The following is a 25563-nucleotide window of genomic DNA, read 5'->3' as shown; positions in this document are numbered from 1 at the left end:
TCTGAACGCCGACATGCATGATTTTTGGGTGGCGGAGCGTCAACTTTGCCTGGACGGACTGGATCCGCTGCGCGCGGGTTCGCGCCGCCGAGGCCCTGCACCAGGCCCTCAACCGTGGTCCCGATCCGGTCGCCGTCCTCCAGCAGTCAGCGGACCGCGTTCCGAAGAGGAGCAGGCATTGCGCGACCTGCTCGGTGAGAGCGGCCCAGAAGGATCGACGTCTACGTCCCCCTCGTGCTCCCGCTCCCGCTCCCGCTCCTGCCGGCTGCGGTCGCCCAGCAGGTGGGCCGTCGTATGGCGCCGGCCGTGACTGTACGTGTCTGTGACTCCGCCAGCGGAGCCGCCGATGAGCAGGCCGTGCGGCGGGCGACGGCCCGGGCGGTGGCGAACGCCTTGAGGTCACCGACCTTCGCGCCCTCGCCCAGCAGGTCGCCCGTGTCGGGCGGACCGAAGGCGGTCGAACCCTTTGGCTCGACCCCGACGATCCGTACCTCCGGCACGGCCGTACCGGCCACACCGTAGGCACCACGGTCGGTCGGCCCCTGCGCCTGCATCGCTGATGCGGAGAAGGGTGACATACACGAACGAGTCGCCGATCTACTCGGACAGGTCGGCCTGCCACCTGCTTTCGCCGGCCGCTGGCCGCGCCCGGCCCAGGAGGAGAGTGGCCCCCGGTCAGGCCGTCAGAGCGGCACGGATGAGGGCGCGCAGTTCGTCGTCGGTGACGGCCGCCATGTCCATGGACCGCAGCCGAATGGTGGCCTTTCCGCTGATCAGCGTGGGATGGCGGGCGCTGAAGCCACCATCGCGGTCTGTTCCCCACCCATAGATCGAGACGCCGTGCCACCAGACCCCGATGTACAGCCTGCGCTTTCCGACCCGGTAGGTGGGCATTCCGTACGACAGTGCCACGCTCACCTGCGGGAACTCCTTCAAGATCAGCCCGCTGACACGGTCGAAGAGCGGGCGGTGACCTGGCGGAATGGCGTCGATGTACTCCTGTACACGATCCATGTCACTCATTGTGGTCCTCCCGTGAGCCCCCGCTGCGCCTCGGCCGGTCGTGCCCGAGCGCCAGGTGGCTGATCTGGGCAGATGGAGTACTGGGACGCGAGTATCTAGGGTCAGCACGTGGCTTTCATCATGGTGTGCGAAGACGACGCGGCGGTTCGCGGCATCCTCAAGCGTGCCCTGGAGCACGACGGTCACACCGTTTCCGTCGCCGCCACGGCAGACAGCCTGCTGCGGCAGCTCGCACCGGCACCCCAGCTGATCGTCCTGGATCTCGGGCTGCCGGACGCAGACGGCCGCGATGTCTGCCTGGCACTGAGGGCTCGCGGCGTCGACGTGCCGGTGTTGATGCTCACCGCCCTGGACGGCCTGCATCACAAGGTGGGCGGCTTCGAGGCAGGCGCCGACGACTACATGACCAAACCCTTCGACATCCCGGAACTGCTGGTCCGCGTCCGGGCGCTGCTGCGCCGGGCCACCGTGGCGCCCGCATCGCACGAGGTCGTCCTCGATCCGGCGAAGCACATGGTGACCTACGATGCGGTGAGCATGAGCCTGACCCCGACCGAGTTCCGGCTACTGGGCCGCCTGATCGCCTCGCAGGGCGACGCGGTGCGCCGCCACGCCCTCGTCGCCGCCGGCTGGCCGCACGGGGCGCACGTCAGCGACAACACCCTCGACTCCTATGTGCGCCGGCTGCGGACCAAGCTCGGTCCGCTGGGTGTGGCCGGGCGTCTGGCGACCGTCCGCGGCGTGGGCTACCGATGGCAGTGACGGGATTCCGCAGAAGCGTCGTCGCGCTCACCGTGCTGATCGCCACCGCCGTGGTCGCGATATTGGTCGTGGTCTCGCACGTGCTGTTGAGCCAGGTGACGGACGCCGACGCGCACGATCTGGCCCGTACACGCGCCGAGGCGGTCGCGGCGAACGTCACCGCCAAGGGCGGCCGTGTCGTGCTCACGGAGAACGGCAGCGAGGCGTTGGACGAGGTCGCCTGGGTGTATGCCGACGGCCGCCTGATCGACGGGAACGTCCCGAAGAGCGTGGTCAGGCGTGTCGGGGAGCTGGTGGACTCGGGGCGTTCGCAGACGGCGACCGTCGGCGACTCCCTCCTGTACGCGCGGCAGGTCCCGGTCGACGGCCACCACGTGATGGTGGTCGTCCGGGTGGATCTCACGCCCTATGAGACGTCCGAGCAGCGCAGTCTGACCTTGTCGCTGATCCTGGGCGGCCTCACGATCGTCCTCGCCGGCGGTGTCGCGCACCTCGTGGTGCACCGCGCGCTGCGGGTCGTGCACGAAATGGCCGCCCTCGCCGACGACTGGGGCCATCACGAACCCGGGCGCCGCTTCAACCTCGGCGTGCCCCGCGACGAGTTCGGGGAACTGGGACAGACGCTGGACCGCCTCCTGGAGCGCGTCGACAACGCACTGGCTGACGAGCGCCGGCTCACCGACGAGATCGCCCACGAACTGCGGACACCGCTCACGGTCCTGCGGGGCGAGGCGCAGCTGGCTCAGCTGTCCGGCGAGCCGGTGCCGCCGGAGGCGGTACTGAGCGAGGTCGACCGCCTCGACGCGGCGATCACGACGATCCTGCGCGCCGCGCGCGCCCGCACGGACGAGGGGACCCGGTGCGATCTGCGCTCCGCCGCGCGGCAGGCGATCGGCGGTCGCGCGGTCGAGGTCGCCTTTCCCGCGAAGATCGAGGTGGCCATGGCGCCCGACGTCGCCGTGTCGCTGCTGTCACCCCTGCTGGACAACGGCCTGCGGCATGCGAAGTCCCGTGTGTGGATCACCGCGCGCAATCAGGGCGAGACCATCGTGGTCGATGTCCTGGACGACGGTCCCGGGTTCGCTCCCGAAGAGGTCGAGCGGGTCTTCGAAGCGGGTGTGACCGGCGGCGATGGATTTGGGCTGGGGCTGTCGGTGGTCCGGCGCATCGCCGCCTCGGCCGGTGTGGAGGTCCGTGCGATCGCGGACGGCCGCGGCCACCTCGAGGTGACACTCCCGGCCGCGCCTGGATCCACGTAGTCAGGTTGCTTGCAGGTTCCCCCCGGTAGACCTCCCTGCATGACAACGACAGCGGAAGCCCGTACGCGCAGCGGGCCCCTCATGCTCAACAAGGTCCCCGAGGTCACCATCTGGTTCTGGGTGATCAAGATCCTGTGCACCACCGTGGGTGAGAGCTTCGCCGACTGGATCAACATGAAGCTGGGCGTCGGCCTGGTGAACACGGCCTGGATCTTCACCGCGGTGTTCGTCGTGGTCCTGGCGGTCCAGCTGCGGCTGAAGCGGTACGTGCCGTTCCCGTACTGGCTGACCGTGGTCGTCGTCAGCGTCACGGGCACCCTGTACACCGACATCCTGACCGACCAGCTCAACGTGCCGCTGTGGATCAGCTCGGCGGTGTTCTCGGTGCTGCTCGCGGTGGTCTTCGGCGTGTGGTGGCTGCGCGAGCGCACGCTGTCGATCCACTCGGTCACCACGCTTCCGCGCGAGTCGTTCTACTGGCTCGCCGTTCTCGTCACCTTCGCGCTCGGCACCGCGACCGGCGACTGGACCCTCGAGCTCACCGGCTGGAGCCCGGGCGCCTCGGTCCTGCTGCCGCTCGGCCTCATCGCGGCGATCACGGCGCTGTGGAAGTTCGGCGCGAACCCGGTGCTGTCCTTCTGGCTCGCCTACATCCTTACCCGCCCGCTGGGCGCGAACATCGGCGACTGGCTCGCCTCCCCGAAGGTCGCTCAGCCGGGCGAGCCGACCGGCCTCGCGCTGGGCACCTTCTCCACCAGTCTGATCTTCCTCGGCCTGATCCTGGCGACCGTGGTCTACCTGACGGTGACGCGCTCGGACGTGACCGAGACCTACGAGGCCGCCCACGCCACCCACACCACCGGCGACCTGCGAAAGGAGCGGGTCGGTCTGGCCGGCTTCGGACTGCTCGCCGTCGCCACCACGGGCCTGTTGATCTGGGCCCACGGCCAGCCGCACACCGGCCCGGCGCCGGAGGCCGACAACACCTCCGCCGTCCAGATGGCTCCCGGCCAGGCGGTGAAGAAGTTCCCGCCCGCCAAGGTCGCCGCGCTCAAGGCTCTCGCCTCCACCTCGCTCAAGGACGCACGCTCGGGGGACGCGAAGGGCGCGCACACGGCCGCCCAGTCGCTGCGTGACCTGTGGGATGCCGACCAGGACTCGCTCCAGCCGCTGGACGACACCGGCTGGACCTCCATCGACGCCCAGATGGACAAGGTGCTGGGGACCTTCGGCATCGACCACTCGAACCCGCCGATGCCGCCTCCGCAGCAGGCGAAGGAACTGAGCGCCCTCCTGACGGACATGGGCTGACAGACCATCCGGCGCCCGGCCACCTCGTCCGGTCAGCGGGTTGAGTGTGGCCGGGCTACGCGGAGAACCGTGCCGCCTCGACAGACGCCGGCGAACTGTGGACAGGGCCCAGGCCGCGAAGAACCTTGCCAACTGGCTCCTCGCCGATCACCAGCTCGCCTACGTCGTCCACCGCAGCGGCTCCCGCGTCCCCGTCCCGGGCCTGGGCGGAGGCGGCAACGCTCGCGAAGAGCGCCGTGGCGTACAACGTCGGAACCCTCAACCGCACGGCCGAGGCCGGCGTTCGGCACGGTGAGGTCTTCGACGGGTTCGACTGCGCTTGGCTCACCCACGCCGACCTCGAGAAGTCACCCAGCGGGCAGTCTGACGGTGAACCGCGCCCCGGGCTTGTGACCGGGGTCGCACGTCACGTCACCGCCGACGGAGCGGGCCAGGCGTCGCGCGAGCGGCAGCCCGAGGCCCGCTCCGCCGTGTCCGTCGTCAGGGTCGGCCCGCCGACCGGGCTGGAAGAGGTGCGCCGCGAACGACTCGGGTACCCCGGGACCGTCGTCTCCGACGTCGATGCGTACACCGGCGAGCTCGCGGCTCACGGTGACGGTGACGTGCGAGGTGGCGTACCGGACGGCGTTGGCGAGCAGCGGGCTGACGATGCGTTCGAGGAGGGCCGTCTGGACGCCGGCCTGAAGCGGGACGCCGTCGCCGCGCACGTCGATGGTCACCTGAGCCGGGGCCTGCAGACGTGCGGCGAGCCGGTGCAGTGCCGGGAGGATCTCGGCCGTGCCAGGGGCGGTGGTTGTGCCCTCGCGGGCGTCGTCGAGGAGGGTGTCGCAGATGCTGCGCATGGACCGGGCGGCGTCGGCGATCACGTCGTGGGTGGCTGCGGTTTCGGCGGCAGAGCGCGGACGGGCCTGCCACCAGTCGAGTTCGGCGATGATCCGGCTGAGCGGGGTGCGGAGTTCGTGCGACAGCTCGCCGGTCAGCTGCTGCTCATGGCGCAGGACGGCGCGGATGCGGTCCAGCAGCGCGTCCAACGAGGCGCCGAGGCGGGTGAGTTCGGTCGGGCGTCGCACGTCGCCGAAGCGTTCCTCTGAGGCGTCGGCGCTCCGCTGGGTGGCCTGGTCGGTCATGGTGGCCACGGGACGCAGCGCGCGTCCGACGGCGAGGCGTGTCAGCAGGTAGGTACAGGCGAGCATCACCGCGTCGAGGCACAGCGATGCCCACAGCAGGGTGGCTGCCGAGTTGCGGTAGGGGGTGAGGTCCAGCGTGGTGACGATCATCGCCGTGCTCCGGCCACCACCGGATACGGGCCGGCTGCACAGCCGGGCGGGGTCTGGTTCCTCGGCGGTCAGGCAGTGTGTCCCACCCTGCCGCGCGAGGCTGTCGGCGGCGTGAGCGAGAGCGGTGGTGGACGGCGGCTGTTCGAGCAGCCGAGTGCCTGTGTAGATCCACACGTTCGCGTCGAGAAGCTGGTCGTTGGAGGTTTCCAGGACGCGTGCCGTGGGGCCGCTGGTGTCGATGGTGGTGGCGACGGCGGCGGCCCGGGTGTGCAGTTCGTCGTCGGCCTGGTGCTGGAGGCGGTGGCGGATGACGGTGTTGAAGGCGACGGTGAGGATCACCATCAGCAGGGTGGCGGTGGTGAGGGCCACCAGGGAGAGGCGGCCGCGCAGGGTGCGTGGTGCCAGCCGGGAGTACACGGAGTTCATGACAGGCGGTGGCCGATCCCGCGGGCGGTGGTAATCGTCAGATCGCTGCCCGCGGTACGCAGCTTGCGGCGCAGCCGGGTCAGGTACTGGTCAAGGGTGTTGTCGCTGACCTGGGCTCCCTCGGGCCACCCCGCTCTGACCAGTTCGCATCGGCGCACGATTCCCCCGGATGCCGCCATGAGCGCCGCCAGGAGGCGGAATTCCGTCGGTGTGAGGTCGACATGGGTGCCGCGCACGCCGGCGCTGTGCCGGACGGCGTCCAGGACCAGATCACCGGCCGTGGCCACCGGGAGGGGTGCGGCGCGTTTGACGGCCGCGCGCAGTCTGGCAGCGAGTTCGGCGAGGTGGAACGGTTTGGACAGATAGTCGTCGCCCCCGGCGGAGAACCCGGACAGCCGGTCGGTGAGCCGGTGGTGGGCGGTCAGGAAGATGACCGGGGAGAGGAATCCGTTCGCGCGCATCGCCTGGCACACGTCCCGGCCGTCCGCGTCGGGCAGCCCGATGTCCAGGACGGCGGCGGCGATGTCACCGGTGGCCAGCCTCAGGGCGGATGCCCCGTCCGGGGCCGGCAGGGGGTCGAAGTCCTCGTCGCGCAGGCCGCGCAGCAGGATGTCACGCAGGGCGTGATCGTCCTCGACGACCAGGATCTTGTGGCGCATGGTCCTCCGTCGGCTCTGGGTCTGTGTCCGTCGTTCCTGTGATGAACTCTTCGGGCAGCCACCAGGTAGCGGCGCACAGGCACAGCCCCAGCCAGCCGAGGGCGAACAGCCAGCCGCCGACGACATCGGTGAACCAGTGCACCCCGAGGTAGACGCGGGTCAGTCCGACCAGCGCGCCCCAGCAGCCGAAGACGAGGGCGAGCAGGGTCCTGCCGCGCGGGGCGCGCACGAACACGGAGATGACAAGGAGTCCCGCGGTGAGCGCGGCCGTCGTGGTGTGGCCGGAGGGAAACGCCCACCCCGAAGCGTGCGTGGCCCAGTCCGCGTGGGCGGGCCGGGGCCGGGCGACGAGCGCCATCACGCCGTACCGCGCCGCCTGCCCCGCCCCGAGGCAGCCGAGACAGAGCGCGGCGGCGAGGGCCCGGCGGCGCAGGGTGCGTCCGGCGATGATCCCCGCCAGTACGGCGAGGACGTACGGGATGACGCCGGTCCCGGTGGCGGTCAGACCGCGGGCCAGCGCCACCGCCATGTCCGGGCGGTGAGTGACGGACCAGGACAGCAGGTCCTCATCCCCGTACAGCGGCTGCCCGTCGCCGATCACGATCATGGTCAGTACGCCGAACGCCGTCCACGCCCCCAGGCCGACGCTGCCGGCCAGCTCGCCGAGATCGCTGCGCTTCATGACGCCAGCACCAGCGGGCGGAGCCGCGTGCCGGTGATCCACCGGACCAGCGAATCGGGTCGGCGGCGCAGCGTGACCATCGCGAGCGCCGCGAGGAGGGCGCCGACGATCACTCCTGCGGCGACGTCGTGCGGATAGTGCGCGCCGACCCAGACCCGGGAGGCCGCCATGGCGCAGGCCGCCACGGCCGCGACGGCGCCGAGCCGACGGGAGACGAAGAGCAGGGCCATGGCGGCCGCGGCGGCGATGGCCGTGTGATTGCTGGGGAAGGACCAGTCGCCCGGCGCAGGGCACGCCTCCAGCGTGATCACGTGCAGGCTCTGACAGGGCCGGTCCTCGCGTACCAGCAGCTTCAGCACGTCGTTCACCCCGTATGCGGCGACGACGATCACCGGAACGGCCAGCGCGGTCACCGCGGCAGCCGGGCTCACCCGCCGCGCCCGCCACCAGGCCACGGCCATCAGCGCGGCGAACACCGCCAGCCCGTACGTCGACCAGGCCGCCACGACGTCGTCCAGCCAGCCGGGCGAGCGGTGAGCGAGCTCCACCACGTCGGTGTAGGCGGAGCCGTCGATCGAGGAACCTTCGAAGGCGAGGATCATCCACGTACCTCCTTCGCCTTGGCCGCCCGGCGGGAGCGGTACAGCTCGGCGGCAACCGGAATCAACGACACGACCACGATCACGGCGACCATGGGCAGCAGGTAGCGATCCACGTTCGGGACGGAGGAGCCGAGCGCGTATCCGCCCAGCGTCAGCCCGAGACTCCACACGAGTCCGCCGGCGACCTGCCACACGGTGAAGGTCCGCGCCGGTACGCCCAGCGCGCCCGCCATCGGATTGAGCACCGTGCGGACCACCGGTACGAACCGGGCCAGCACGATGGCCTTCGCATGCCCGTACCGCTCCAACAGCTCCTCGGCCCGCCGGGCCCCTTCGTGTAGGCGGGCCGAGCGGCTGCGCGCAAGGAGGGCCCCGCCGGCCTTCTGGCCGAGCAGATAGCCGCACTGCGCACCGGCAAGGGCACCCACAGCCGCGGCCACCAGCAGCGGCGCGAGCGACAGTTTCACGCCGTGCTGGCCGCTCCCCGTGCACAGCAGACCTGCGGTGAACAGCAGGGAGTCGCCGGGCAGGAAGAAGCCGACCAGCAGCCCGGTTTCCGCGAACATCACCACGCCGACCCCCAGCACACCGAAGGCGGCCAGCAGAGACTGCGCGCTCAGGACGTTCACCGCGAGCTGTGAGGATGCGAACAAGGGTGCGATCATGAACGCAGGCCCTCTCATACTGGATGTGCGGGGGCACGCGAAAGCGCCACCCGAGTGACTACAATTCTGTAGACGGTCTACTGAACTGTAGACGACGATGGGGTGAGGATCGTTCCCATGACCGACGCGAAGGACGAGCGCCGACCGGCCGGCGAGCTGGAAGCGGCCGTCATGGCCGCCCTGTGGGCCGCCGAGACGGCCCTGACCCCGGGTGAGGTGCAGGCCGAACTCGCTTCCGACCTGGCCCGCACGACGGTGACGACGATCCTGTCCCGCCTGTACGACAAGGGTGTCGTCGACCGCCGTCCGCAGGGGCGTGGCTATGGTTATTACCCCGTGCAGGACGCCCAGGGGCTCACCGCCCGACGCATGCATACCGAGCTCGACCGCGACAGTGACCGGGAGACGGTCCTGGCCCGCTTCGTCGCCCAGCTTAATCCGGACGACGAACAGCTTCTGCGCCAGCTGCTGGAGGCCGACGATTGATGACCGCCCTGCTGCTGATTCCGCTGCTGCTGCCCTTCGCGATGCCGCTGCTCACTCGGCGAGCCCTCGACCGGCTGGCCCCCGTCACCGCGCTGTGGGCGCTCACCGCCACCGCCCTGGTGCTGGCGGGTGGCTGCGTGGCTGCCCTGGGCTCCCTCGTGCTGACCGGACTGCTCAAGCTGCCGGCGTTCGCGGCGCTGGGTGAACTCGTCCATCCCCTGCGCACGCCGTCGGGCTACCTGATCCTCCCTGCGACAGCCATCGCAACCGGCGCGCTCACCATCGGTGCCTCGACCCTCGCGCACTCGGCCCTGCGCCAGACGCGCGCCTTCCGCACCGCCCGCGCCGAGGCCGACCGACGGCCTCCTGCGGGCGACCTGTGCGTGGTCGACTCCCCGCACCCGGACGCGTACGCGCTGCCGGGGCGCCCGCACCGCATCGTCGTCACCACCGCCATGCTGCGCAGCCTCGGCCCGGGCGAGCGCGAGGCCCTGTTCGCCCACGAGCGCGCCCACAACCGGGGCGGTCACCACTACTTCCTGGCCGCCGCCGAACTCGCCGCCCACTGCCACCCCGCACTGCGCCTCGTCCGCACCGCCATCCGGCTGGCCGCGGAACGCGACGCCGACGAGGCCGCGGCCGCCGCCGTGGGTGACCGCCGCCTGCTGGCCCGCGCCATCGCCCGCGCCGCCCTCGCAGGCCAGACCGCGCGCACCACCCGCCCGGTCTTCGCCCCCGCGGCGACCACCGGCCCGGTTCCCCGGCGCGTCGCGGCCCTCCTCGCCGCTCCCGCGCGACGCACTCGGCGGTCGGTGTACTGGGTCGCCCTCCTCCTCGCCACCTGCGCGGCCCTGTCCGCCACCGCCGCGACGACCGGCGCCATCGCCTTCCATCACGACGTCGAGGTCGCCCAGGGCGAAGAGTCCCGCTGACTGCTTCTTTGACGCAGGCCAGGCGGGACTGGCCCAGGCGTGGGCGGGGGTCGATGGCCAGCTGACGGTGCCGCACTCGGACGGCGCGACGCACATCGAGAACCGTGCGGTCTTTGCTTCGCCATGACCTCCGCATGACCGAACGACGACACGCATGTAGTCATGATGGTGGGCGGAAGTAAGGCATGCCTTCGCTAAGTCGTGCCACCGTCCAGGGCCGGGGACGTGCCAGGAAGGGCCGCTGCACATGTGGGACGACGCGTTTCCGAGTTTTCTGATCGGACTGAGGGAGGGACTCGAAGGCGGACTCATCGTCTCCATCCTGGTCGCCACCCTGGTACGGGCCGGCGCGCAGTCTCGGCTGCCGCAGGTCTGGACAGGCGTCCTGGCCGCAATCGCGCTGGCGATGAGCTTCGGCGCGGTTCTCACCTTCACCGCAGCCTCGCTCTCGGCGACCGCCCAGGAAGCGTTCGGCGGCGCACTCAGCGTGGTGGCCGTCGCCTTCGTCACCGCGATGGTGTTCTGGATGCGCCGCTCGGCGCGCAGCCTCTCTGGCGAGATCAGGGACAAGGTCACCGACGCGCTGACGATGGGCGCGGGCATGCTGATCGTCACGTCGTTCCTGGCGGTGGGCCGCGAGGGGCTGGAGACCGCGCTGTTCCTGTGGACCACGGCCCGCGCGGCCGACGAGTCCACCGGCCCGCTGACCGGCGCGGGCATCGGCCTCGTCCTCGCGGCGGGCCTGTGCTGGGGTCTCTACCGCCGGGTTCTGAAGATCAACCTGACGAGGTTCTTCACCGCCACCGGCGCCGTTCTCATCGTCATCGCGGCCGGCGTCCTCGGCTACGGCCTGCGTGACCTGCAGGAGGGCGGAGTACTGCCCGGGAAGACGTCGTACGCCGTCGACCTGAGCGGCAGCGTCGACGCCGGCTCCTGGTACAGCACCCTGGTCCAGGGCGTGTTCAACCTGACGCCGACGATGACGTGGCTTCAGGTGCTGACGTACGTCGGCTATCTCGCCGTGGTGATGAGCCTGTTCGTGCAAGGCGTCCGTGCCCCGGTGGCGAGACCGGCTGCACCGGAGCCCAGGCAGCCCGCCCAGGCGGGGGCGTCGACCTGGCACCGTCCCGCCTGGGTGGTGCCCGTCGCGGTGGTCGCCGTACCCGCGGTCCTCGCCGGACTCGTGGTCGCCTTCGGCGACTCCAAGCCCGCCGCCGCCCAGACGGTGGCCGTCTCGGAGACGCAGTGCGGCAAGGGCTTCACAGCGCCCCGAGCGGGCCGGCAGACCTTCCAGATGCACAACACCGGCGACAAGACCTCCGAGGTCTACCTCGTCGACCCGGCGACCAACGCGGTCTACGGCGAGATCGAGGGCCTGGCTCCCGGCACCACCCGCGACCTCGTCGCCACCGTCGCCGGCGGATCGTACGCATGGCGCTGCGTGCCCACCGGCGGAAAGGCCGTCACCTCGCAGGCCGTCCGGGTCACCGGCGGCGCTGGCGGCACCCGAGCGGTCGTACCCGTCTCCGAGAAAGACCTGGCCGCGCCCCTCACGTCCTACAAGACGTACGTCAACCAGGGTCTGGCCGCCCTCGTCGGCCAGACCCGCCGGCTCAGCGACGACATCGACGCCGGCCACCTCGACGAGGCGCGCACGGACTGGCTGGCCGCGCACCGCACCTACGCCTCCCTCGGCGCCGCCTACGGCACCTTCGAGGACTTCGACCAGAAGATCAACGGCAGACCCGACGGGCTGCCCGGCGGCGTGCACGACAAGAACTTCACCGGCTTCCACCGCATCGAGTACGGGCTGTGGAACGGGCAGCATGCGAGCGAGCTGAAGGCCCCCGCGAAGCAGCTCGCCGCGGACGCCGCCGGGTTGCGAAACGCTTTCCCCGCCCAGGACTTCGACCCCGGCGACCTGCCCCTGCGCGCCCACGAGATCCTGGAGAACACCCTCCAGTTCGAGCTGACCGGCGACGCCGACCAGGGCAGCGGAACCGAACTCGCCACCGCCGACGCCAACCTCACCGGCACCCGCGAACTCCTCACCGTCCTGCGTCCGTTGCTGGTCACCCGCGCCGCGCACCTGCTCACCACGGTCGACGCCGACATCGCCCGGCTGCAGAAGCTGCTCGACTCCGCGCACCACGGCGGCAGTTGGACCCCGGTAGAGCGTCTCGACCGGGCTACCCGGGCCCGCCTGAACGGCGTCGTCGGGCAACTGCTGGAGGACCTGGCGCCGGTGCCGGACCTGCTGGAGATCCGGAAGTCCGCCTGATGACCGCCGACGAAGCACCTGAGAGAGGGAACCGCCCCATGCCGTCCGCCGAAACGCCCGCCCCGCAGGCCGGCTGCCCCGCCGGTACAGGCCGCCGCTCCTTCGTGAAGACGGCCCTGGGAGCCGGAGCCGCGGGCGCGGCGCTGGCCGGCGGCGGGTTCGCGCTGGCCCAGAGCGGTACGGCCGAGGCGCAGGCCGCCCAGACGACCAGCGCGGGCAAGGTGCCCTTCCACGGCGCGCACCAGGCGGGCATCGTCACCCCGGCCCCGGCCGCGGCCACCTTCGTCTCCCTCAACGTCATCGCCGACGACCGCGCCGGACTCGCCGACCTGCTGCGGACCATCACCGCCCGCGCCCGCTTCCTCACCTCCGGCGGCACCCCCGCCGACCTGGGCGTCGGCGCCCCGCCCTCCGACAACGGCATCCTCGGCCCCGAGGTCCCCGCCGACGCGCTCACCGTCACCGTCGGCGTGGGCGCCTCCCTCTTCGACGACCGATACGGCCTCGCCAAGGCGATACCCCGGCGCCTCACCCCCATGCGCACCTTCCCCAACGACAACCTGCAGGCGGCCGAGTGCCACGGCGACCTCTCGCTGCAGATCTGCGCAGCCCGCCAGGACGTCGTCCTGCACGCCCTGCGCGACATCGCCCGGCACACCCGCGGCGCCATGCAGATCAAGTGGCGCATCGACGGCTTCCAGAACACCCCACGCCCCACCGGCGCCCAGCGCAACCTGCTCGGCTTCAAGGACGGCATCGCCAACCCCGACGTGACCTCGGCCCGGGAGACCGACCGCCTCGTCTGGGTCGGCGCGGGACAGGGCGAGCCGGCCTGGGCAACCGGCGGCAGCTACCAGGTCATCCGCGTCATCCGCACGCTCGTCGAGTTCTGGGACCGGGTCTCGCTCACCGAGCAGGAGAAGATGTTCGGCCGCCGCAAGGACACCGGCGCCCCGCTGGACGGCGCCCAGGAGACCGACATCCCCAACTACGGCAAGGACCCGCAGGGCACGGCGATCCCGCTCGACGCCCACATCCGCCTCGCCAACCCCCGCACCTCCGCCACCGACACCTCCCGCATCCTGCGCCGCGGCTACAACTACGACCGGGGCATCGACAGCGTCGGCAACCTCGACATGGGCCTGGTCTTCTGCTGCTACCAGCAAGACGTGAAGCGGCAGTTCGAGGCCACCCAGACCCGACTGATCGACGAACCCCTCGTCGACTACATCTCCCCGACCGGCGGCGGTTACTTCTTCGCCCTGCCCGGCGTCCGCGACTCTTCCGACTGGCTGGGGCGTGGACTGCTCGCGACCTGAAGACGCTGGCGTGGCGTTGTGCGGTAGCCCTGATTGCGCGCCCGGCTGACGATCCGTCCGCAGTCGGCCGTAATGCCCGCCCCGTGGCTGACGGTGAGGATGTGTTTCTCACCCCCCAGTCAGCGATGTCCGGGCGCCGGCATCCGCTGGTTGCTGCCAACCACGCTGAACACTCGGGCTCCGACCGGCAATGATGACCTGACCGGCTGCCGACGGGGTGTGGGGATCTCGAGCGTCCAGGCCCCTGTCCCGAAGCCGGCGAGGGTCAAGCGGCAGGCGCGACATCGCCGGCCTCGATGCGCCACGAGGTGGGCATCATCCGTGGTCGTGCAGCCGGCCGACCTCGTAGCCGCGCTGCTCGCAGGTGTCGAGGATGAGAGGAAGGGCACCCAGAGCCGAGCGCCACGCACCCGGAGCCGAGGTGCAGTCGGAGTCGTGGAGCAGGATGGTGCCGCCTGCGTCCAGGCCGGACGTGACAGTGCGATGGACGGACTCGGGCGTGGCGCGGGGGGTCCAGTCCTCGCCCCAGGAGGTCCACAGCACCGGGGTGAGGCCGAGCCGGTGGGCGGCCAGATGGGCGGCGGTCGACATGACGCCGTACGGGGGCCGAAAGAGCGTGGGCCGGCGCCCTGTGATGCCGGCGACGGTGTCGCGGGCGCGGGCGAAGTCGTCGTACGTCGCACGCGGACCGCGTAGCAGCAGCGGGCGGTGCAGCCAGCCGTGGATGCCGATCTCATGTCCCGCCGCGGCAATCTCACGCACCAGGCCGGGCGAGCGGTGCGCCTCACGCCCGAGCAGGAAAAAGGTAGCCCGCACCTGGCGTTCGGCGAGGAGGCGCAGGAACAGCGGGGTGGACAGCGGGTCGGGTCCGTCGTCGAAGGTGAGAGCGATGTGACCAGGGCGGCCCCGGCCCGCGAGGCGGGGCATGGCGCGGTTGCGCAACGGCCCGAAGGTGGAGACGACAGGCGCGGCATGGGCCGTCACGAGGGCGGGCAGAGCGGCGAGGGCTGCTTTGAGGATCAGCCGGGTGGCGGTCACGAGTGGTGGCCTTCCGGGCGGGGCGCGTGGCCCAAAGGAGGGTCGTCCAGGTCGAGGCCGTGTCCGATGGCGTGGATCACGCCCGAGCCGTCGTACGCGGTGGCGATCCCCGTGCCGACCGCGCACGCCCATACGGCGCACGCCGCCGCAGTGGTGACGGTGAGCCGCCGCATCGTGGGGCGCCGCCGCCCCGCCGCGCGCCGCAGAGGCAGCGGCGCCAGCCCCGCACGGTGGACGCGTGCTGTCTCCGCGGCGGGTCCGCCGTCGGGCCCGGTGGCGAACAGGGCGAGGCCGGCCACGCGTTGGCGCAGTCCGAGCGGGCCGTCGATCAGGTCGCACAGCACGGCCTTGAGGCGGGCCGGGTCACGGATCCACACCGCCGCGCCGGCCTCCTCCAGCGCGGCGGCGTTGGTCAGACCGTGGCCCGGTATGCACCGGTAGCTCGCCACGGGCAGACCGGTGGCGAACGCCTCCAGGGAGCTGAGCCCGCCGGCGTTCTGGACCAGGACATCGGCGGCGTGCATCAGGGCGGCCATGTCGTCGACCCAGCCGTAGGCGTGCTCGATGCCGTCCGCCCGCAACTGCTCGGCCAGCGCCTCGTTGCGGCCGCACACGACCACGGGGACGGCAACGCCGCAGTCGCGCAGTTCCAGGGCGATCTGCCGGACCGGTCCGACGCCCCAGGAGCCGGCGACCAGGAGCGCCAGCGGTGCCTGCTCCGGCAACCCGAAGCGGGTCCGGGCCGCGACCCGTTCCCGCGCGCTGCCCGGACGGAACCGCGGATCCACCACCGGACCGCACACCCGGACATCCCGCGCCCCGGCGGCCCGCGCCTGGGCGGCGGGCACGGCGTGTGCGGCGAGGTGGACGTCGACACCGTCGGCCACCCACAAGGGGTGCACGGAGAAGTCGGTGAGGTACGTGAGCACGGGCACGGTCAGTCGCCCGCGAAGCCGCAGGCCGCCCAGGACACGGCTGGCTCCCGGGTAGGTGGAGACGACCGCACCGGTGCCGGGGTGCAGCGCGCGCAGCATGCGCTCCTCGGCCGTGCGCAACAGCGCCCTGGCCAACATCCCGCCGCCACCGGCGCGTTCGGTGCTGCGGTAGATCCGCTGGTAGGCCCAGGGGGCCCGGACGAGCATGCGGTGGTAACCGTCCCGGACGAGCGGCCCGATCCGCGCGGGCAGCAGATCCAGCAGGTCGAACCGGTCGACGACGAGGCCGCGGGCCGTGAGCCCGCGTGCCAGTTCGGCAGCGGCCCCGTCGTGGCCAGCGCCGATGCTCGCCGAGACGATCGCGACACGCTCGGCGCGCGCCGTGGTCGGCACCGGCTCAGGGCGCAGAGTGGCGGCCGCCAGGGCGCGCAGATGCACCGAACTTCCGAGGTAGGGCATGGGGCTCGTTCCTCCGCAGATGGAGTGGGGCGGCCGAACTCTACAACATGTAGTAGGTAAACTCGTACGACATGTAGTAGTTCCAGTAGCAGAGTCCCGTCCCGCTTCCTACAAGCCGTAGTAGCTCCCGGTAGGCTGGGGTGCCGAGCGGGAAGGCGGTGGACGGTGCAGGACCGGAAGAGCGAGGAAAGCGGCGGGGTGACCGGCAGAAGGGCACGCGGGGAGCTGGAGAGCGGCGTGCTCGCCGCCCTGTGGGCCGCGGACGAGCCGATGACCGCACGGCAGGTCCTGGAGCGGCTGCCCGGGGACCTCGCGTACACGACGGTGCTGACGATCCTGTCGCGCCTGCACGACAAGGGCATGCTGGTACGGCACCCCGCGGGCCGCGGATACGCCTACGCTCCCGTCCGAGACGAGGCGTCCGACACCGCCGTGCGGATGCACAGCCTGCTGGAGCGCGGCTCGGACCGGGAGGCGGTGCTGTCCCGTTTCGTGTCCGAACTGTCGCCGGAGGACGAGCAGTTGCTGCACCGCCTGCTGGGCGAGCAGGACGCCGGGCGCGGCGACGACGGGCGGTAGGCCGGTGACGATCAGTGTCTACATTCCCCTCCTGGTGACCGTGGTTCTCGCGGTGCTCGCGCCCCGGGCGGCCCGGCGGCCTGCGCCGGGGCCCGCGGCGTGGTCCCTGGCGTGTGCGGCGCTCGTGACGGCGGCCGGCTGGCTTGGTTCACTGGCCCTGCTGGCGTTCACCGGGTTCGCGCAGATCCCCGAGGTCGCGGAGGAGGGCCACTGGTCGGTGGCTGCTCTGCGTGCCGAGGACCCGGTCTCCTTGGCTGTGGCGGCCGTCAGTGCCCTGGCTCTGGCGGCGGGAGTCGTGTCGCTGGCGGTGGCGGCGGCACGGCAGGTCCGCCATGTCCTGTGGGCCCGGCGGGAATGCGGCCGGATGCCCGGAGACACCGAGCTGGCCGTGCTCGACGACGAAACTCCGCAGGCGTTCGCGCTGCCCGGCGCCCCCGGACGGATCGTGGTCTCCCGTGGAATGCTGCGCTGCCTAGGCGACGGAGAACGCGAGGCTCTCCTGGCACACGAGCGGGCCCATCTCCGTTGTCGCCACCACCTCTTCCAGGCTGTCTGGCGACTCACGGCTGCCGTCAATCCGCTGTTGCGACCGCTGGCCGAGGCGGGCGGGTTTGTCCTGGAGCGATGGGCCGACGAGGAGGCCGCGGCCCACGTCGGCAGCCGGACGGTCGTCGCCCGCGCCGTCGGCCGTGCGGCCCTCGCCTCCGCCGGCGCATCGCGCCCCGCAGCCCTGGCCGCGACCGGCGGGGCGGTGCCCCAGCGGGTGCGGGCCCTGCTGGCCCCGCCGCCCCCGCGCCGCAGTCTGCCGCTCGTGGTGGGCGCCCTCCTGCTCACCCTGTGCTGCGCCAGTCTGGCCAACGCCGCCTCGGACAGCGAGAGCCTGGTCGAGAGCGCGGAGCAGGCCCAGTGCGCCCTCGACGCAGGGACGCAGAGCGCAGAGCGGACGAGCCACTCCCCGCAGCGGCCGGACGCCTGCTGCGACCACGGCGGAGCCGGCGAACACGGAAGACACCGCAGGTAGACCCGTAGTACCGCGGTACCACGTGCCCCTCGGGTTTCAGCCTCCCGGTACCACCGGATCGGGATGATTCGGCGCTTAGCGTTGCCGGTGAGGCGTAGCAGGCGACGGACGCCGCAGCCCGAGAGGAAGAGCGCGAATGATCGACGCACGGCAGTTGACCAAGAGGTACGGCGAGAAGACGGCCGTCGACGGGCTGGACTTCGTCGTGAAGCCGGGAACGGTGACGGGCTTTCTGGGGCCCAACGGCGCGGGTAAGTCCACGACCATGCGCATGATCGTCGGCCTGGACGCACCGACGAGCGGCTCCGTCACCGTGAACGGCCAGCACTACGCCCGCCACCACGCACCGCTCCAGGAGGTCGGCGCGCTCCTGGAGGCCAAGTCGATCCACCCGGGCCGTACGGCGTACAACCACCTCAAAGCCCTCGCACTGACCCACGGCATTCCGGGCCGCCGGGTCGAGGAGGTCATCGACCTCGCCGGCCTTGGCAGCGTGGCGAAGAAGCGGGCGGGTGCCTTCTCTCTCGGGATGGGCCAGCGGCTGGGCATCGCGGCGGCTTTGCTGGGCGATCCGCAGACGGTGATGCTGGACGAGCCGGTCAACGGGCTGGACCCGGAGGGTGTGCTCTGGATCCGCAACCTGCTGAAGGCGCTCGCCGACGAGGGCCGGACGGTGTTCGTGTCCTCCCACCTGATGAGCGAGATGGCCCTGGTCGCGGACCACCTGATCATCGTGGGACGCGGCCGGCTGCTCGCCGACACCACCGTGGCGGACCTGATCCGAGAGGCGGGCGGCGACACGGTGAACGTCGCGACGCAGGACCCGGCGAGGCTGCGGGACATCCTGGCCGGGCCGGGCGTCGACGTCACCGGGCAGATCGGCTCCGAGGAGCTGCAGGTGACCGGGCTGACCGCCCGCGAGATCGGACTGAAGGCCGCCGAGCACGGGATCGCGCTGTTCGAGCTGAGCGCGCGGACCGTGTCACTGGAGGAGGCGTTCATGGACCTGACCAGGGACGCCGTGGAGTACCACGGTTCCACGACCGGGATCGAAACCCTTGGGAGGTCCGCATGAGCACCCTCACCGCAACCGCCGAGACACCCCGGACCACCCCCGCCCGCCCCGCATACCGGGTGACCGGACGGCGCGTGCTCTCCTTCGAATGGGCCAAGCTGTGGTCCCTGCGCTCGACGTGGATCACCCTGGGCCTCGGTCTGCTGTTCCTGGTGGCCTTCGGCCTGATCTCCGCGAGCCGCTACAAGTCGGGGATCAACTCCGGCCACATGGACCGGGACTTCGCCGATTCGACAGCGGTGAGCCTGTCCCTCTTCGGTACGAACTTCGCTCAGCTGGCTCTGGGCGTGCTCGGCGTGCTGGTCACGGCGGGCGAGTACTCGACCGGCATGATCCGCTCGACACTTGCGGCGGTCCCCCGACGGCTGCCCGTGATGTGGTCCAAGGCCGCCGTGTTCGGGCTGGTCGCGCTGGTAATCGGCAGCCTCGGCGCATTCGTCGCCTTCGGCTTCGGCAGCGGCATCGTCTCCGGCACGCCCGCCGCGATGAGCCTGACGCACGCCGGAGTCATACGAAGCCTGCTGGGCGCCGGGCTCTACCTCGGCCTGGTCGGGGTGATCGGCGCCGCCCTGGGCGCGCTGCTGCGGTCGGTGGCCGGCGGAATCTCGGTGCTGGTCGCCACCCTGATGCTGATCCCGGGACTGATCTCACTGCTGCCGACCTCCTGGCAGGTCGACATCGGCCCCTACCTGCCGTCCAATGCGGGAGAGTCGATGTTCGCTCTGACGCACGACACCACGACGCTGTCACCGGGCGCCGGGCTGATGGTGTTCCTGTGCTGGACGGCGCTGGCGCTGGGCGGCGCGGCGTACCGGCTCGTGCGCTCCGACGCCTGACACCCGCACCATGGACAGGTGACGTCCGTGACCACCGATGACATCAGCGGAATGGGACCGCTGGTCGCCCGACTCTCCCGGGGCGGCCAGCGGCTGCGGCAGGCCGACCGGGCCCGCCCGTGGGTGCTGGACACCGTGGTCGTGCTCGTGGTCTTCCTGATGTTCTGCCTGCCCGACCTGATCCACGGCGGTGCCGACAACGGCGACGGTCCGCGGCGATTCCGTCTTGCGTTCACTCAGTTGCCCGTAGCGGGGATGCTTGCTTTGCAGGCCGGCCTGGTGCTGCCGCTGTTGTGGCGGCGGCGGAAACCCGTGGCGGCCTTCGCCACCATCGCAGCGGTGTTCGTCCTGCAGTGGGCACTGGGCGCCGCGCTGCGTGCGGACATCGCCCTCTTCGTCGCCCTCTACAGCCTGGCCCTGCACGGGTGGCTCCGGCAGCTGCCGTGGGCCTGTGCGGTCATGGCGGGCGCCATCGCGCTGGTCGCGGTTCGGGCATCCTCGGCCGTGTCCGTCTGGGATGCGCTGTTCTTCCTGCTGAGCACGGCGACCGCGGCCCTCGCGCTCGGCCTGATGGTACGGATCCGCCGGGCCCAGCTCGCCGGACTGCGGGACCGGGCCGCCCGGCTGGAGATAGAGCGCGACCAGCGCAGCAGGCTGGCCACCGCCACCGAACGCACCCGGGTCGCCCGCGAGATGCACGACATCGTCGGCCACAACCTGTCCGTCATCATCACGCTCGCCGACGCCGGCGCCTACGCCACCGACATCGCTCCCGAACGCGGCAAGGAGGCCCTCCAGCTCATCGGCGACACCGGCCGGCAGGCCCTCGGCGAGCTGCGGCGCGTGCTCGGCGTGCTGCGCGAGGCCGCCGACGGTCCGCAGGGCGGCCCCGAACTCCGCCCGCAGCCCGGCATCGCGGACATCGGCGCACTGTGCACCAAGGTGCGCGCCGCCGGACTGGAGGTCGTCTACCGCACCTCCGGCGACATGGACGCCCTGGACAGTGGCGTCCAGCTGACGGTGTACCGCATCGTCCAGGAAGCCCTCACCAACACCCTGAAGCACGCCGCCCCAGACATCCGGGTGCATCTGGCGATCCTCGTCGAGGACGGCCGGCTGACCATCCGGGTCCAGGACACCGGCCCGGCCAGACCGGCCTCGGCCCCGAACGAAGAAGGACATGGCCTGGTGGGCATGCGGGAACGAGTCGCCCTCTACGGCGGGAGCATCAGCGCGGGGCCGGCGGACGGCGGAGGATGGAGCGTCGAGGCCGTCCTCGACCTCACACCCCAAGGTGGTGCCCAGTGACCACCGTGCTTATCGTGGACGACCAGCCGCTGCAACGCTACGGCTTCCACCTGCTCCTGGACTCCGTCCCCGAGACCGACGTCGTCGGCGAGGCCGCACACGGCGCCGAAGCCGTCCGCAAGGCCGCCGAACTGCGCCCAGACGTCGTTTTGATGGACGTCCGCATGCCCGGCATGGACGGCATCGAGGCCACCCGCCGCATCGTCGCCGCCGGCGAACGCTCGCGCGTCCTCGTGCTCACCACTTTCGACCTCGACGAATACGTTCACGCCGCCCTCCGCGCCGGCGCCAGCGGCTTCCTCCTCAAGGACGCGCGCCCCGAGGAACTCCTCGCCGGCATCCGCGCCGTCGCCGGGGGCGACGCCGTCATCGCGCCCACCCTCACCCGCCGCCTCCTGGACGAGTACGCCCGCTACGTCCCTGCCCACCGCGCAGACTCCCCCGAGGACCCGAGGCTGGCCTCCCTCACCGAACGCGAACGCGAAATCCTCGTCGCCGTCGGCAACGGCTGGACCAACGGCGAGATCGCCACCCGGTTCGTCCTGTCCGAGTCCACCGTCAAGACCCACGTCGGCCGCGTCCTGGCCAAGATCGGCGCCCGCGACCGCATCCAGGCCGTGATCTTCGCCTACGACCACGGCCTCGCCCGGCCCAACGCGGGCTGAGTCGAGGAACGGGCGGCCAGGCAGGCTCAGTTCCCGGTCGCGAGGAACTGCCAAGAGATCCCCAGTACCACCGTGCGCACGCCGCTGACCAGTCCGTCGGCCTCGGCGTTCAGGCTGTGTTCAGGTCCGGACGAACCTTGGGCAACCCGAGCACCAGAAGCACAAAAACTCTGGCAAAGGGGTCTGGGGCAACCGCCGAGCGCCATGTCATCGTGCCTGCCATGACGACAGATCACCTCACCCAGAACGGGCCCAAGCGTCACGCGCGCCACCTGCGCCACGCGGCGAGCAAGGTGCCGGAGGTGACCGTCTACTTCTGGATCATCAAGGTGCTGACGACCGGTATGGGCGAGACGGCCTCCGACTGGCTGGCCCACCTGCTCGGCCCCATCCCTGCGGTCGGCCTCGGTGGTATCGCCCTGGTGACCGCCCTCGCGGTGCAGTTCGCCGTCCGGCGGTACGTGGCCTGGATCTACTGGACGGCGATCGTCATGGTCAGCGTGTTCGGCACGATGGCCGCCGACGTCCTGCACGTCGGCCTTGGCGTTCCGTACACGCTCTCGACTCCGTTCTTCATGGCCGCGCTGGCCGCCGTCTTCGCACTTTGGTACCGCGTCGAGCGCACCCTGTCCATCCACAGCATCCACACCCGGCGCCGCGAGAGCTTCTACTGGGCCGCCGTGCTGGCCACCTTCGCGCTGGGCACCGCCGCGGGCGACCTCACCGCCACGATCGGACTCGGCTACCTGGGCTCCGCCGTCCTGTACGCCGCAGCGATCGCCGTCCCGGCCGTCGCCCACCGCCGGGGCAGCCTGAACGCGGTGACAGCCTTCTGGTCCGCGTACATCGTCACCCGTCCCCTCGGCGCCTCGATCGCCGACTGGATGGCCGTCAGCCACAGCCGGGGCGGACTCAACCTGGGCCTCGGACCGGTCACCCTGTCCTGGACCGTGGCCATCCTGGGCTTCGTCGGCTACCTCGCCGTCTCCCGGAAGGACGTCCAGAACACCCCCATGCCCTGATGTCGCAGTGATGCTCAGTGGCCGCCTCGGTTTCGAACTCGGGGCCCAACACACCACATGGAGCACTGGCAGACGACGTGACAGTTGAATCCGCCTCCCATGGTTTCTCCGGGCAAGACCAGACTCAACTGCATGGTCCGAACGGCGCCGTGCCGCTGCGGGCGGGTACCAAGGCCCGGACATTCGACGGCGCGGCCAAGGCTTCCCGCAGCCGCTCGATCTCCATCCGCTGGGCGGCGATCTGTGACAGCGCCCGCTGCCGGAAGGCAGTGAGGTCGTCGATCTGCGCGTCGCGGGCGACGAGGCGCTCCTTGAGCCCGGAGACCTGCTCTTTGAGGCGTTCGATCTGTGCGACCCGTGGGTCCGGGACGACTCCCCTCTCCCGGAGCTCGGCCAGCCGGCGTTCGAACTCCTCCGCCAGGTGTTGGTACGGCCCAGGCCGTGGCGAGCCGTCGCGGTTCTTCTTGGGATAGAAGCCGGTGCGGGCAACCCCGGCCTGGATGGCGAGGGTCTTGATGTCGCACTTGCCGCCCGAGGGAACGTCACCGGCAAGGAGCCGTTCCATGACATGCCGAATGGCCGTCTCGTTGTTCCGCCGGGTCTCGTCGTTGATTCGGGCCACGTCATGCCCCCGTTCCGGAGAGGGCGTCGATCTCGGCCAGCACGCGTTCATCGCGGGCCAGTTCCGTACTCAGCCGGGCCTTCTCCGTCCGCTGTGCGCGTCCGATGGTGGCGATGAAGACCTTCTTGCTTTCGGCGCTGGCCGCCCAAACCGGGCGGTGCCCGGCATGGTGGGTGGCCTGGGGACACCGCGCCGAATCGCACATGCCGATCAAGGGCTCCGTCGCCCCGCGGGCGTGAGCCCCCGCGAGCTTGAGGCACAGCGCCTTGGACGGATCGAGGAACCAGCAGTAGTTCGCCGACCCCAGGTGCAGGGACTTGGCCCGCTTGGCGAGCAGGTTCGTCACCTCCTGGTCGCTGCGCTTGATGTTCGGCGCCCCGGAGGAATCCAGCTGTTCGTCGACGAACGCGAAGAAGTCCAGGAGGTCGCTGGCGCCAGGCCCCGCAGGCCGGATACCGTTCTGGTAGTCGTGGAATGCGTCCAGAGCGACGCGCATCTTGTGCTCTCGCTCCTCTTGGCCGAACTCGGCCATCAGCACCGACTGGGCCCCACCGGGGCGGTCTAATGGTGGAGTCGGGTATTGGAACTCTCCGAATGCCTGGGCATGATGAGCCCTTGGTATGGCCGTCAGGCGTGGTGAAGCAGCCAGTACCCCAACCTCACGGTGAGGTGCAGCCGTCCCCTATGGGAGATCCACTCGTGGCGGGTCAAGAGCATGGTTGCGGGCAAGTGCAAGCGCATGGCCCGTCTCATTAGCTCGCAACTCAGGGAGCGGATGTCCGTCACGCCGTGCCCGGTAAGCCAGTATCTGGTGAATTTCCCTGATTGTGAGAATTTCAGGTGCTTCCGCATCGCCGAAGTTGAGCACGTCGATAAGTTGCTGAGTGAAGATCGGCACGCCTTCGCTGTCGACGAAGGACGCACTCCGCGCTCCAGCAGAGGCGAGCAGATAGGTGCTGGGGGCTTCTTGCATGCCCGTGTAAGGCCCCATCACATCCAACGCACGGCCTGAGTAACAGGCGTCTAGCACAACCAGCGAACGCTTTGCCCGACTGGAGGCCACCAGTTCCCTGATGTCGTTGTACCGGACTGTGGTGTAGTCAACGCCGGGTTCAGTGCTGCGGGTGGCGAATTGAAGCTCACCTCGCTGCGACACAAGTCCGTGACCTGCGAAGTAGAGCATTAGCACGTCGCGAGCTTCATCCGCGGCAGTTTGGACAGCCCGCAGGATGTCCCGGGGGTCTTCCGGGTCGATCATCAGTCTCAGTTTGTCAGCGGCAAAGGCGGGTTCTGGCTGCGACGAAATCAGGACGTCTGCCAGCGCTCGCGCCCCCTTGTGCACCCCCGGCAGGTCGGGAAGGCCGACGTCGCCGTAGGAGCCAGTTGCCACCAGCAGGGCCCGCGACTCCATCAATTCCGGCATTGCCGCGTGCCGCAAAAGACGCGTTCCGGACGATGGCTGCGAACTGACAGTTCTGTCACCGATGACCTTGCCCTCCACCGCAGCGAAGGGCAACTGGGGCTTCGGCTCCGGGGATTCGGCGGGGCGGCTAGGCACCTCAGCTGAGGAGTCAGGGGCACTCTGCCGCGGTGGGGTAGGTGGTGGAAGCTCTGGCGGCTGCAGAAGAGTGAACGTCACGGCCGCCGCCCACAAGGCATCAAGCTCCGCGAAAAACCGCTCTTCGTCTTCGTCGCTGCCCCTCAGGCGCGGTCGTGACCCCTGCCTGCCCAGCCACTCGGCGAGATCGAACAAGGTGCTTCCGTCACGAGGGCACTTGCCCGAGGTCAGCATCTCGTGGATCTTGTGGTGGCTGCATCCGACGGCCTCGCCCATCGTTCGGACGCCAGGAGCTCCGGCTCGGCCGTGCAGCTGGTGCATCCAGATCAGAAGATCGCGGACAGGACTGGGGCGAAGGTCAGGGAACCGGAGATGTCCCACCCGCGTTCCTCCGTGTCCCCTGGTGTCATCTCATGTCATGCGGCGTCAGCCAGTTTAACGCAGCGTCATGGGTCGTCATATAGGTGCGACGAGGGCAAGAGGATGTCTCTCAACTCTCCGAGACATGAAGGGAGGTGAGAGGCATGCCCGTTTCTGAAGAGATCGGCAAGACGGTCCGGATGGCCATTGCTAAGCGTCGCCGGACCGCCCGCCTGATCTGCATCCTGCTGGTGGTGGGCGCCATCGCAGGTGCAGTTCTCTTGATCGTCAACGGTGGTGGTGTCTCCGTGACGATCGGGTAGAGCATCCCGATGGACTTCTCTGCCCAACCCCAGCAAAGCACGATCAGGGGGCCCGGTCGACTGCCGTTCGACTGGGCC

At 70.5% G+C, this 25563-nt stretch carries 28 protein-coding genes; 15 read left to right on the top strand and 13 right to left on the bottom strand.

Annotation, left to right across the window (positions count from 1 at the left end; translation table 11 throughout):
- Positions 1-221: 221 nt before the first annotated feature.
- Both STRTUCAR8_RS55825 and STRTUCAR8_RS26945 read right to left on the bottom strand, forming a co-directional pair.
- Positions 222-554, bottom strand: coding sequence for a hypothetical protein (locus STRTUCAR8_RS55825; RefSeq protein WP_006378949.1), 333 nt, complete (start codon positions 552-554; stop codon positions 222-224).
- 121 nt (positions 555-675) lie between these two features.
- Positions 676-1014, bottom strand: a complete 339-nt coding sequence (locus STRTUCAR8_RS26945) for a DUF1801 domain-containing protein (RefSeq protein ID WP_006379272.1) — start codon at positions 1012-1014, stop codon at positions 676-678.
- 117 nt (positions 1015-1131) lie between these two features.
- On the opposite strand from STRTUCAR8_RS26945, the gene STRTUCAR8_RS26940 reads away from it, so the two are divergent.
- Genes STRTUCAR8_RS26940 through STRTUCAR8_RS26930 form a run of 3 tightly spaced genes read left to right on the top strand, consistent with a single transcriptional unit; the run spans position 1132 to position 4355 of the window.
- Positions 1132-1785, top strand: a complete 654-nt coding sequence (locus STRTUCAR8_RS26940) for a response regulator transcription factor (protein ID WP_006379027.1) — start codon at positions 1132-1134, stop codon at positions 1783-1785.
- Positions 1776-3044: a sensor histidine kinase gene (locus tag STRTUCAR8_RS26935; protein ID WP_006378753.1), complete on the top strand. Its 1269-nt coding sequence runs from the start codon at positions 1776-1778 to the stop codon at positions 3042-3044. Before STRTUCAR8_RS26940 ends, STRTUCAR8_RS26935 begins: the two co-directional genes overlap by 10 nt.
- A 39-nt stretch (positions 3045-3083) precedes the next feature.
- Positions 3084-4355, top strand: coding sequence for a COG4705 family protein (locus tag STRTUCAR8_RS26930; RefSeq protein WP_006379068.1), 1272 nt, complete (start codon positions 3084-3086; stop codon positions 4353-4355).
- Positions 4356-4410: 55 nt separating this feature from the next.
- Here the strand turns inward: STRTUCAR8_RS26930 and STRTUCAR8_RS26925 are convergent, their stop codons facing one another.
- The 6 genes from STRTUCAR8_RS26925 to STRTUCAR8_RS26900 form a co-directional block, all read right to left on the bottom strand.
- Positions 4411-4602: a hypothetical protein gene (locus STRTUCAR8_RS26925; RefSeq protein ID WP_158697474.1), complete on the bottom strand. Its 192-nt coding sequence runs from the start codon at positions 4600-4602 to the stop codon at positions 4411-4413.
- 100 nt (positions 4603-4702) lie between these two features.
- On the bottom strand, positions 4703-6058 hold the full coding sequence (locus tag STRTUCAR8_RS26920) for a sensor histidine kinase (protein WP_006378980.1): 1356 nt from the start codon (positions 6056-6058) through the stop codon (positions 4703-4705).
- Entirely contained in the window at positions 6055-6717 is a 663-nt protein-coding gene (locus STRTUCAR8_RS26915; RefSeq protein ID WP_006378919.1) for a response regulator transcription factor, read from the bottom strand. Before STRTUCAR8_RS26915 ends, STRTUCAR8_RS26920 begins: the two co-directional genes overlap by 4 nt.
- On the bottom strand, positions 6671-7399 hold the full coding sequence (locus STRTUCAR8_RS26910) for a phosphatase PAP2 family protein (protein ID WP_006378731.1): 729 nt from the start codon (positions 7397-7399) through the stop codon (positions 6671-6673). Before STRTUCAR8_RS26910 ends, STRTUCAR8_RS26915 begins: the two co-directional genes overlap by 47 nt.
- On the bottom strand, positions 7396-8001 hold the full coding sequence (locus STRTUCAR8_RS26905) for a phosphatase PAP2 family protein (protein WP_006378636.1): 606 nt from the start codon (positions 7999-8001) through the stop codon (positions 7396-7398). The genes STRTUCAR8_RS26910 and STRTUCAR8_RS26905 overlap by 4 nt, the downstream gene beginning before the upstream one ends.
- Positions 7998-8684, bottom strand: a complete 687-nt coding sequence (locus STRTUCAR8_RS26900) for a DedA family protein (RefSeq protein ID WP_199791712.1) — start codon at positions 8682-8684, stop codon at positions 7998-8000. Before STRTUCAR8_RS26900 ends, STRTUCAR8_RS26905 begins: the two co-directional genes overlap by 4 nt.
- 99 nt (positions 8685-8783) lie before the next feature.
- Between STRTUCAR8_RS26900 and STRTUCAR8_RS26895 the strand changes: the two genes are divergently transcribed.
- From STRTUCAR8_RS26895 to efeB, 4 genes are all read left to right on the top strand, one after another.
- On the top strand, positions 8784-9152 hold the full coding sequence (locus tag STRTUCAR8_RS26895; protein WP_006379126.1) for a BlaI/MecI/CopY family transcriptional regulator: 369 nt from the start codon (positions 8784-8786) through the stop codon (positions 9150-9152).
- Positions 9152-10084, top strand: coding sequence for a M48 family metalloprotease (locus STRTUCAR8_RS26890; protein WP_006379208.1), 933 nt, complete (start codon positions 9152-9154; stop codon positions 10082-10084). Before STRTUCAR8_RS26895 ends, STRTUCAR8_RS26890 begins: the two co-directional genes overlap by 1 nt.
- Positions 10085-10331: 247 nt before the next feature.
- Positions 10332-12365, top strand: a complete 2034-nt coding sequence (gene efeU / locus STRTUCAR8_RS26885; RefSeq protein WP_006379246.1) for an iron uptake transporter permease EfeU — start codon at positions 10332-10334, stop codon at positions 12363-12365.
- Between the two features lie 38 nt (positions 12366-12403).
- A complete protein-coding gene (gene efeB / locus STRTUCAR8_RS26880) occupies positions 12404-13684 on the top strand; it encodes an iron uptake transporter deferrochelatase/peroxidase subunit (RefSeq protein WP_006378685.1) in 1281 nt (426 codons plus the stop codon).
- A gap of 315 nt (positions 13685-13999) precedes the next feature.
- On the opposite strand, the gene STRTUCAR8_RS26875 is transcribed toward efeB, so the two are convergent.
- Both STRTUCAR8_RS26875 and STRTUCAR8_RS26870 read right to left on the bottom strand, forming a co-directional pair.
- Complete coding sequence (locus STRTUCAR8_RS26875) at positions 14000-14722, bottom strand: polysaccharide deacetylase family protein (RefSeq protein ID WP_006378772.1); 723 nt, start codon at positions 14720-14722, stop codon at positions 14000-14002.
- Positions 14719-16116, bottom strand: coding sequence for an MGDG synthase family glycosyltransferase (locus STRTUCAR8_RS26870; protein WP_006378864.1), 1398 nt, complete (start codon positions 16114-16116; stop codon positions 14719-14721). The genes STRTUCAR8_RS26875 and STRTUCAR8_RS26870 overlap by 4 nt, the downstream gene beginning before the upstream one ends.
- A 198-nt stretch (positions 16117-16314) precedes the next feature.
- Here STRTUCAR8_RS26870 and STRTUCAR8_RS26865 point away from each other — a divergent pair, with 198 nt between their 5' ends.
- The 7 genes from STRTUCAR8_RS26865 (at position 16315) to STRTUCAR8_RS26835 (ending at position 22622) form a co-directional block, all read left to right on the top strand.
- Complete coding sequence (locus STRTUCAR8_RS26865) at positions 16315-16695, top strand: BlaI/MecI/CopY family transcriptional regulator (RefSeq protein WP_006379182.1); 381 nt, start codon at positions 16315-16317, stop codon at positions 16693-16695.
- A gap of 4 nt (positions 16696-16699) precedes the next feature.
- Positions 16700-17716, top strand: a complete 1017-nt coding sequence (locus STRTUCAR8_RS26860) for a M56 family metallopeptidase (protein ID WP_006379289.1) — start codon at positions 16700-16702, stop codon at positions 17714-17716.
- A 136-nt stretch (positions 17717-17852) separates the two neighbouring features.
- The gene (locus tag STRTUCAR8_RS26855; RefSeq protein ID WP_006379057.1) at positions 17853-18791 is read left to right on the top strand and encodes an ABC transporter ATP-binding protein; all 939 of its coding nucleotides are present in this window, start codon (positions 17853-17855) and stop codon (positions 18789-18791) included.
- Complete coding sequence (locus tag STRTUCAR8_RS26850; RefSeq protein WP_006378797.1) at positions 18788-19627, top strand: ABC transporter protein; 840 nt, start codon at positions 18788-18790, stop codon at positions 19625-19627. The genes STRTUCAR8_RS26855 and STRTUCAR8_RS26850 overlap by 4 nt, the downstream gene beginning before the upstream one ends.
- Before the next feature lie 27 nt (positions 19628-19654).
- Positions 19655-20935 carry a sensor histidine kinase gene (locus STRTUCAR8_RS26845; protein ID WP_044472864.1) on the top strand — a complete coding sequence of 427 codons (1281 nt, stop codon included), beginning with the start codon at positions 19655-19657 and terminating at the stop codon, positions 20933-20935.
- Positions 20932-21600, top strand: coding sequence for a response regulator (locus tag STRTUCAR8_RS26840; protein WP_006378867.1), 669 nt, complete (start codon positions 20932-20934; stop codon positions 21598-21600). The genes STRTUCAR8_RS26845 and STRTUCAR8_RS26840 overlap by 4 nt, the downstream gene beginning before the upstream one ends.
- A gap of 221 nt (positions 21601-21821) precedes the next feature.
- Positions 21822-22622 carry a COG4705 family protein gene (locus STRTUCAR8_RS26835; protein ID WP_044472863.1) on the top strand — a complete coding sequence of 267 codons (801 nt, stop codon included), beginning with the start codon at positions 21822-21824 and terminating at the stop codon, positions 22620-22622.
- A 124-nt stretch (positions 22623-22746) separates the two neighbouring features.
- On the opposite strand, the gene STRTUCAR8_RS26830 is transcribed toward STRTUCAR8_RS26835, so the two are convergent.
- The 3 genes from STRTUCAR8_RS26830 to STRTUCAR8_RS50235 form a co-directional block, all read right to left on the bottom strand.
- Positions 22747-23244: a coiled-coil domain-containing protein gene (locus STRTUCAR8_RS26830; protein WP_006378622.1), complete on the bottom strand. Its 498-nt coding sequence runs from the start codon at positions 23242-23244 to the stop codon at positions 22747-22749.
- 1 nt (position 23245) lies between these two features.
- Positions 23246-23740, bottom strand: coding sequence for a hypothetical protein (locus STRTUCAR8_RS26825; RefSeq protein ID WP_234372665.1), 495 nt, complete (start codon positions 23738-23740; stop codon positions 23246-23248).
- A 186-nt stretch (positions 23741-23926) separates the two neighbouring features.
- Complete coding sequence (locus STRTUCAR8_RS50235; protein ID WP_158697473.1) at positions 23927-25078, bottom strand: caspase family protein; 1152 nt, start codon at positions 25076-25078, stop codon at positions 23927-23929.
- A 248-nt stretch (positions 25079-25326) separates the two neighbouring features.
- Between STRTUCAR8_RS50235 and STRTUCAR8_RS52815 the strand changes: the two genes are divergently transcribed.
- Positions 25327-25485 (top strand): hypothetical protein, encoded by a 159-nt coding sequence (locus STRTUCAR8_RS52815; RefSeq protein WP_006378570.1) that lies wholly within the window; start codon positions 25327-25329, stop codon positions 25483-25485.
- Positions 25486-25563 lie beyond the last annotated feature (78 nt).

The organism is Streptomyces turgidiscabies Car8, from assembly GCF_000331005.1.
Classification (GTDB): Bacteria; Actinomycetota; Actinomycetes; order Streptomycetales; family Streptomycetaceae; genus Streptomyces; species Streptomyces turgidiscabies.
This window is presented reverse-complemented; position numbering and strand designations above follow the sequence as displayed.

What these genes read in the sequence shown, in the direction of transcription:
- efeU (WP_006379246.1), top strand. Translation starts at nt 10,332, where the DNA reads ATGTGGGACGACGCGTTTCCGAGTTTTCTGATCGGACTGAGGGAGGGA.
- STRTUCAR8_RS26935 (WP_006378753.1), top strand. Translation starts at nt 1,776, where the DNA reads ATGGCAGTGACGGGATTCCGCAGAAGCGTCGTCGCGCTCACCGTGCTG.
- STRTUCAR8_RS52815 (WP_006378570.1), top strand. Translation starts at nt 25,327, where the DNA reads ATGCCCGTTTCTGAAGAGATCGGCAAGACGGTCCGGATGGCCATTGCT.
- STRTUCAR8_RS26905 (WP_006378636.1), bottom strand. Translation starts at nt 8,001, where the DNA reads ATGATCCTCGCCTTCGAAGGTTCCTCGATCGACGGCTCCGCCTACACC.
- STRTUCAR8_RS26825 (WP_234372665.1), bottom strand. Translation starts at nt 23,740, where the DNA reads ATGCGCGTCGCTCTGGACGCATTCCACGACTACCAGAACGGTATCCGG.
- STRTUCAR8_RS26930 (WP_006379068.1), top strand. Translation starts at nt 3,084, where the DNA reads ATGACAACGACAGCGGAAGCCCGTACGCGCAGCGGGCCCCTCATGCTC.
- STRTUCAR8_RS55825 (WP_006378949.1), bottom strand. Translation starts at nt 554, where the DNA reads ATGCAGGCGCAGGGGCCGACCGACCGTGGTGCCTACGGTGTGGCCGGT.
- STRTUCAR8_RS26915 (WP_006378919.1), bottom strand. Translation starts at nt 6,717, where the DNA reads ATGCGCCACAAGATCCTGGTCGTCGAGGACGATCACGCCCTGCGTGAC.
- efeB (WP_006378685.1), top strand. Translation starts at nt 12,404, where the DNA reads ATGCCGTCCGCCGAAACGCCCGCCCCGCAGGCCGGCTGCCCCGCCGGT.
- STRTUCAR8_RS26895 (WP_006379126.1), top strand. Translation starts at nt 8,784, where the DNA reads ATGACCGACGCGAAGGACGAGCGCCGACCGGCCGGCGAGCTGGAAGCG.
- STRTUCAR8_RS26900 (WP_199791712.1), bottom strand. Translation starts at nt 8,684, where the DNA reads ATGAGAGGGCCTGCGTTCATGATCGCACCCTTGTTCGCATCCTCACAG.
- STRTUCAR8_RS50235 (WP_158697473.1), bottom strand. Translation starts at nt 25,078, where the DNA reads ATGGGCGAGGCCGTCGGATGCAGCCACCACAAGATCCACGAGATGCTG.
- STRTUCAR8_RS26870 (WP_006378864.1), bottom strand. Translation starts at nt 16,116, where the DNA reads ATGCCCTACCTCGGAAGTTCGGTGCATCTGCGCGCCCTGGCGGCCGCC.
- STRTUCAR8_RS26920 (WP_006378980.1), bottom strand. Translation starts at nt 6,058, where the DNA reads ATGAACTCCGTGTACTCCCGGCTGGCACCACGCACCCTGCGCGGCCGC.
- STRTUCAR8_RS26850 (WP_006378797.1), top strand. Translation starts at nt 18,788, where the DNA reads ATGAGCACCCTCACCGCAACCGCCGAGACACCCCGGACCACCCCCGCC.
- STRTUCAR8_RS26835 (WP_044472863.1), top strand. Translation starts at nt 21,822, where the DNA reads ATGACGACAGATCACCTCACCCAGAACGGGCCCAAGCGTCACGCGCGC.
- STRTUCAR8_RS26910 (WP_006378731.1), bottom strand. Translation starts at nt 7,399, where the DNA reads ATGAAGCGCAGCGATCTCGGCGAGCTGGCCGGCAGCGTCGGCCTGGGG.
- STRTUCAR8_RS26890 (WP_006379208.1), top strand. Translation starts at nt 9,152, where the DNA reads ATGACCGCCCTGCTGCTGATTCCGCTGCTGCTGCCCTTCGCGATGCCG.
- STRTUCAR8_RS26855 (WP_006379057.1), top strand. Translation starts at nt 17,853, where the DNA reads ATGATCGACGCACGGCAGTTGACCAAGAGGTACGGCGAGAAGACGGCC.
- STRTUCAR8_RS26945 (WP_006379272.1), bottom strand. Translation starts at nt 1,014, where the DNA reads ATGGATCGTGTACAGGAGTACATCGACGCCATTCCGCCAGGTCACCGC.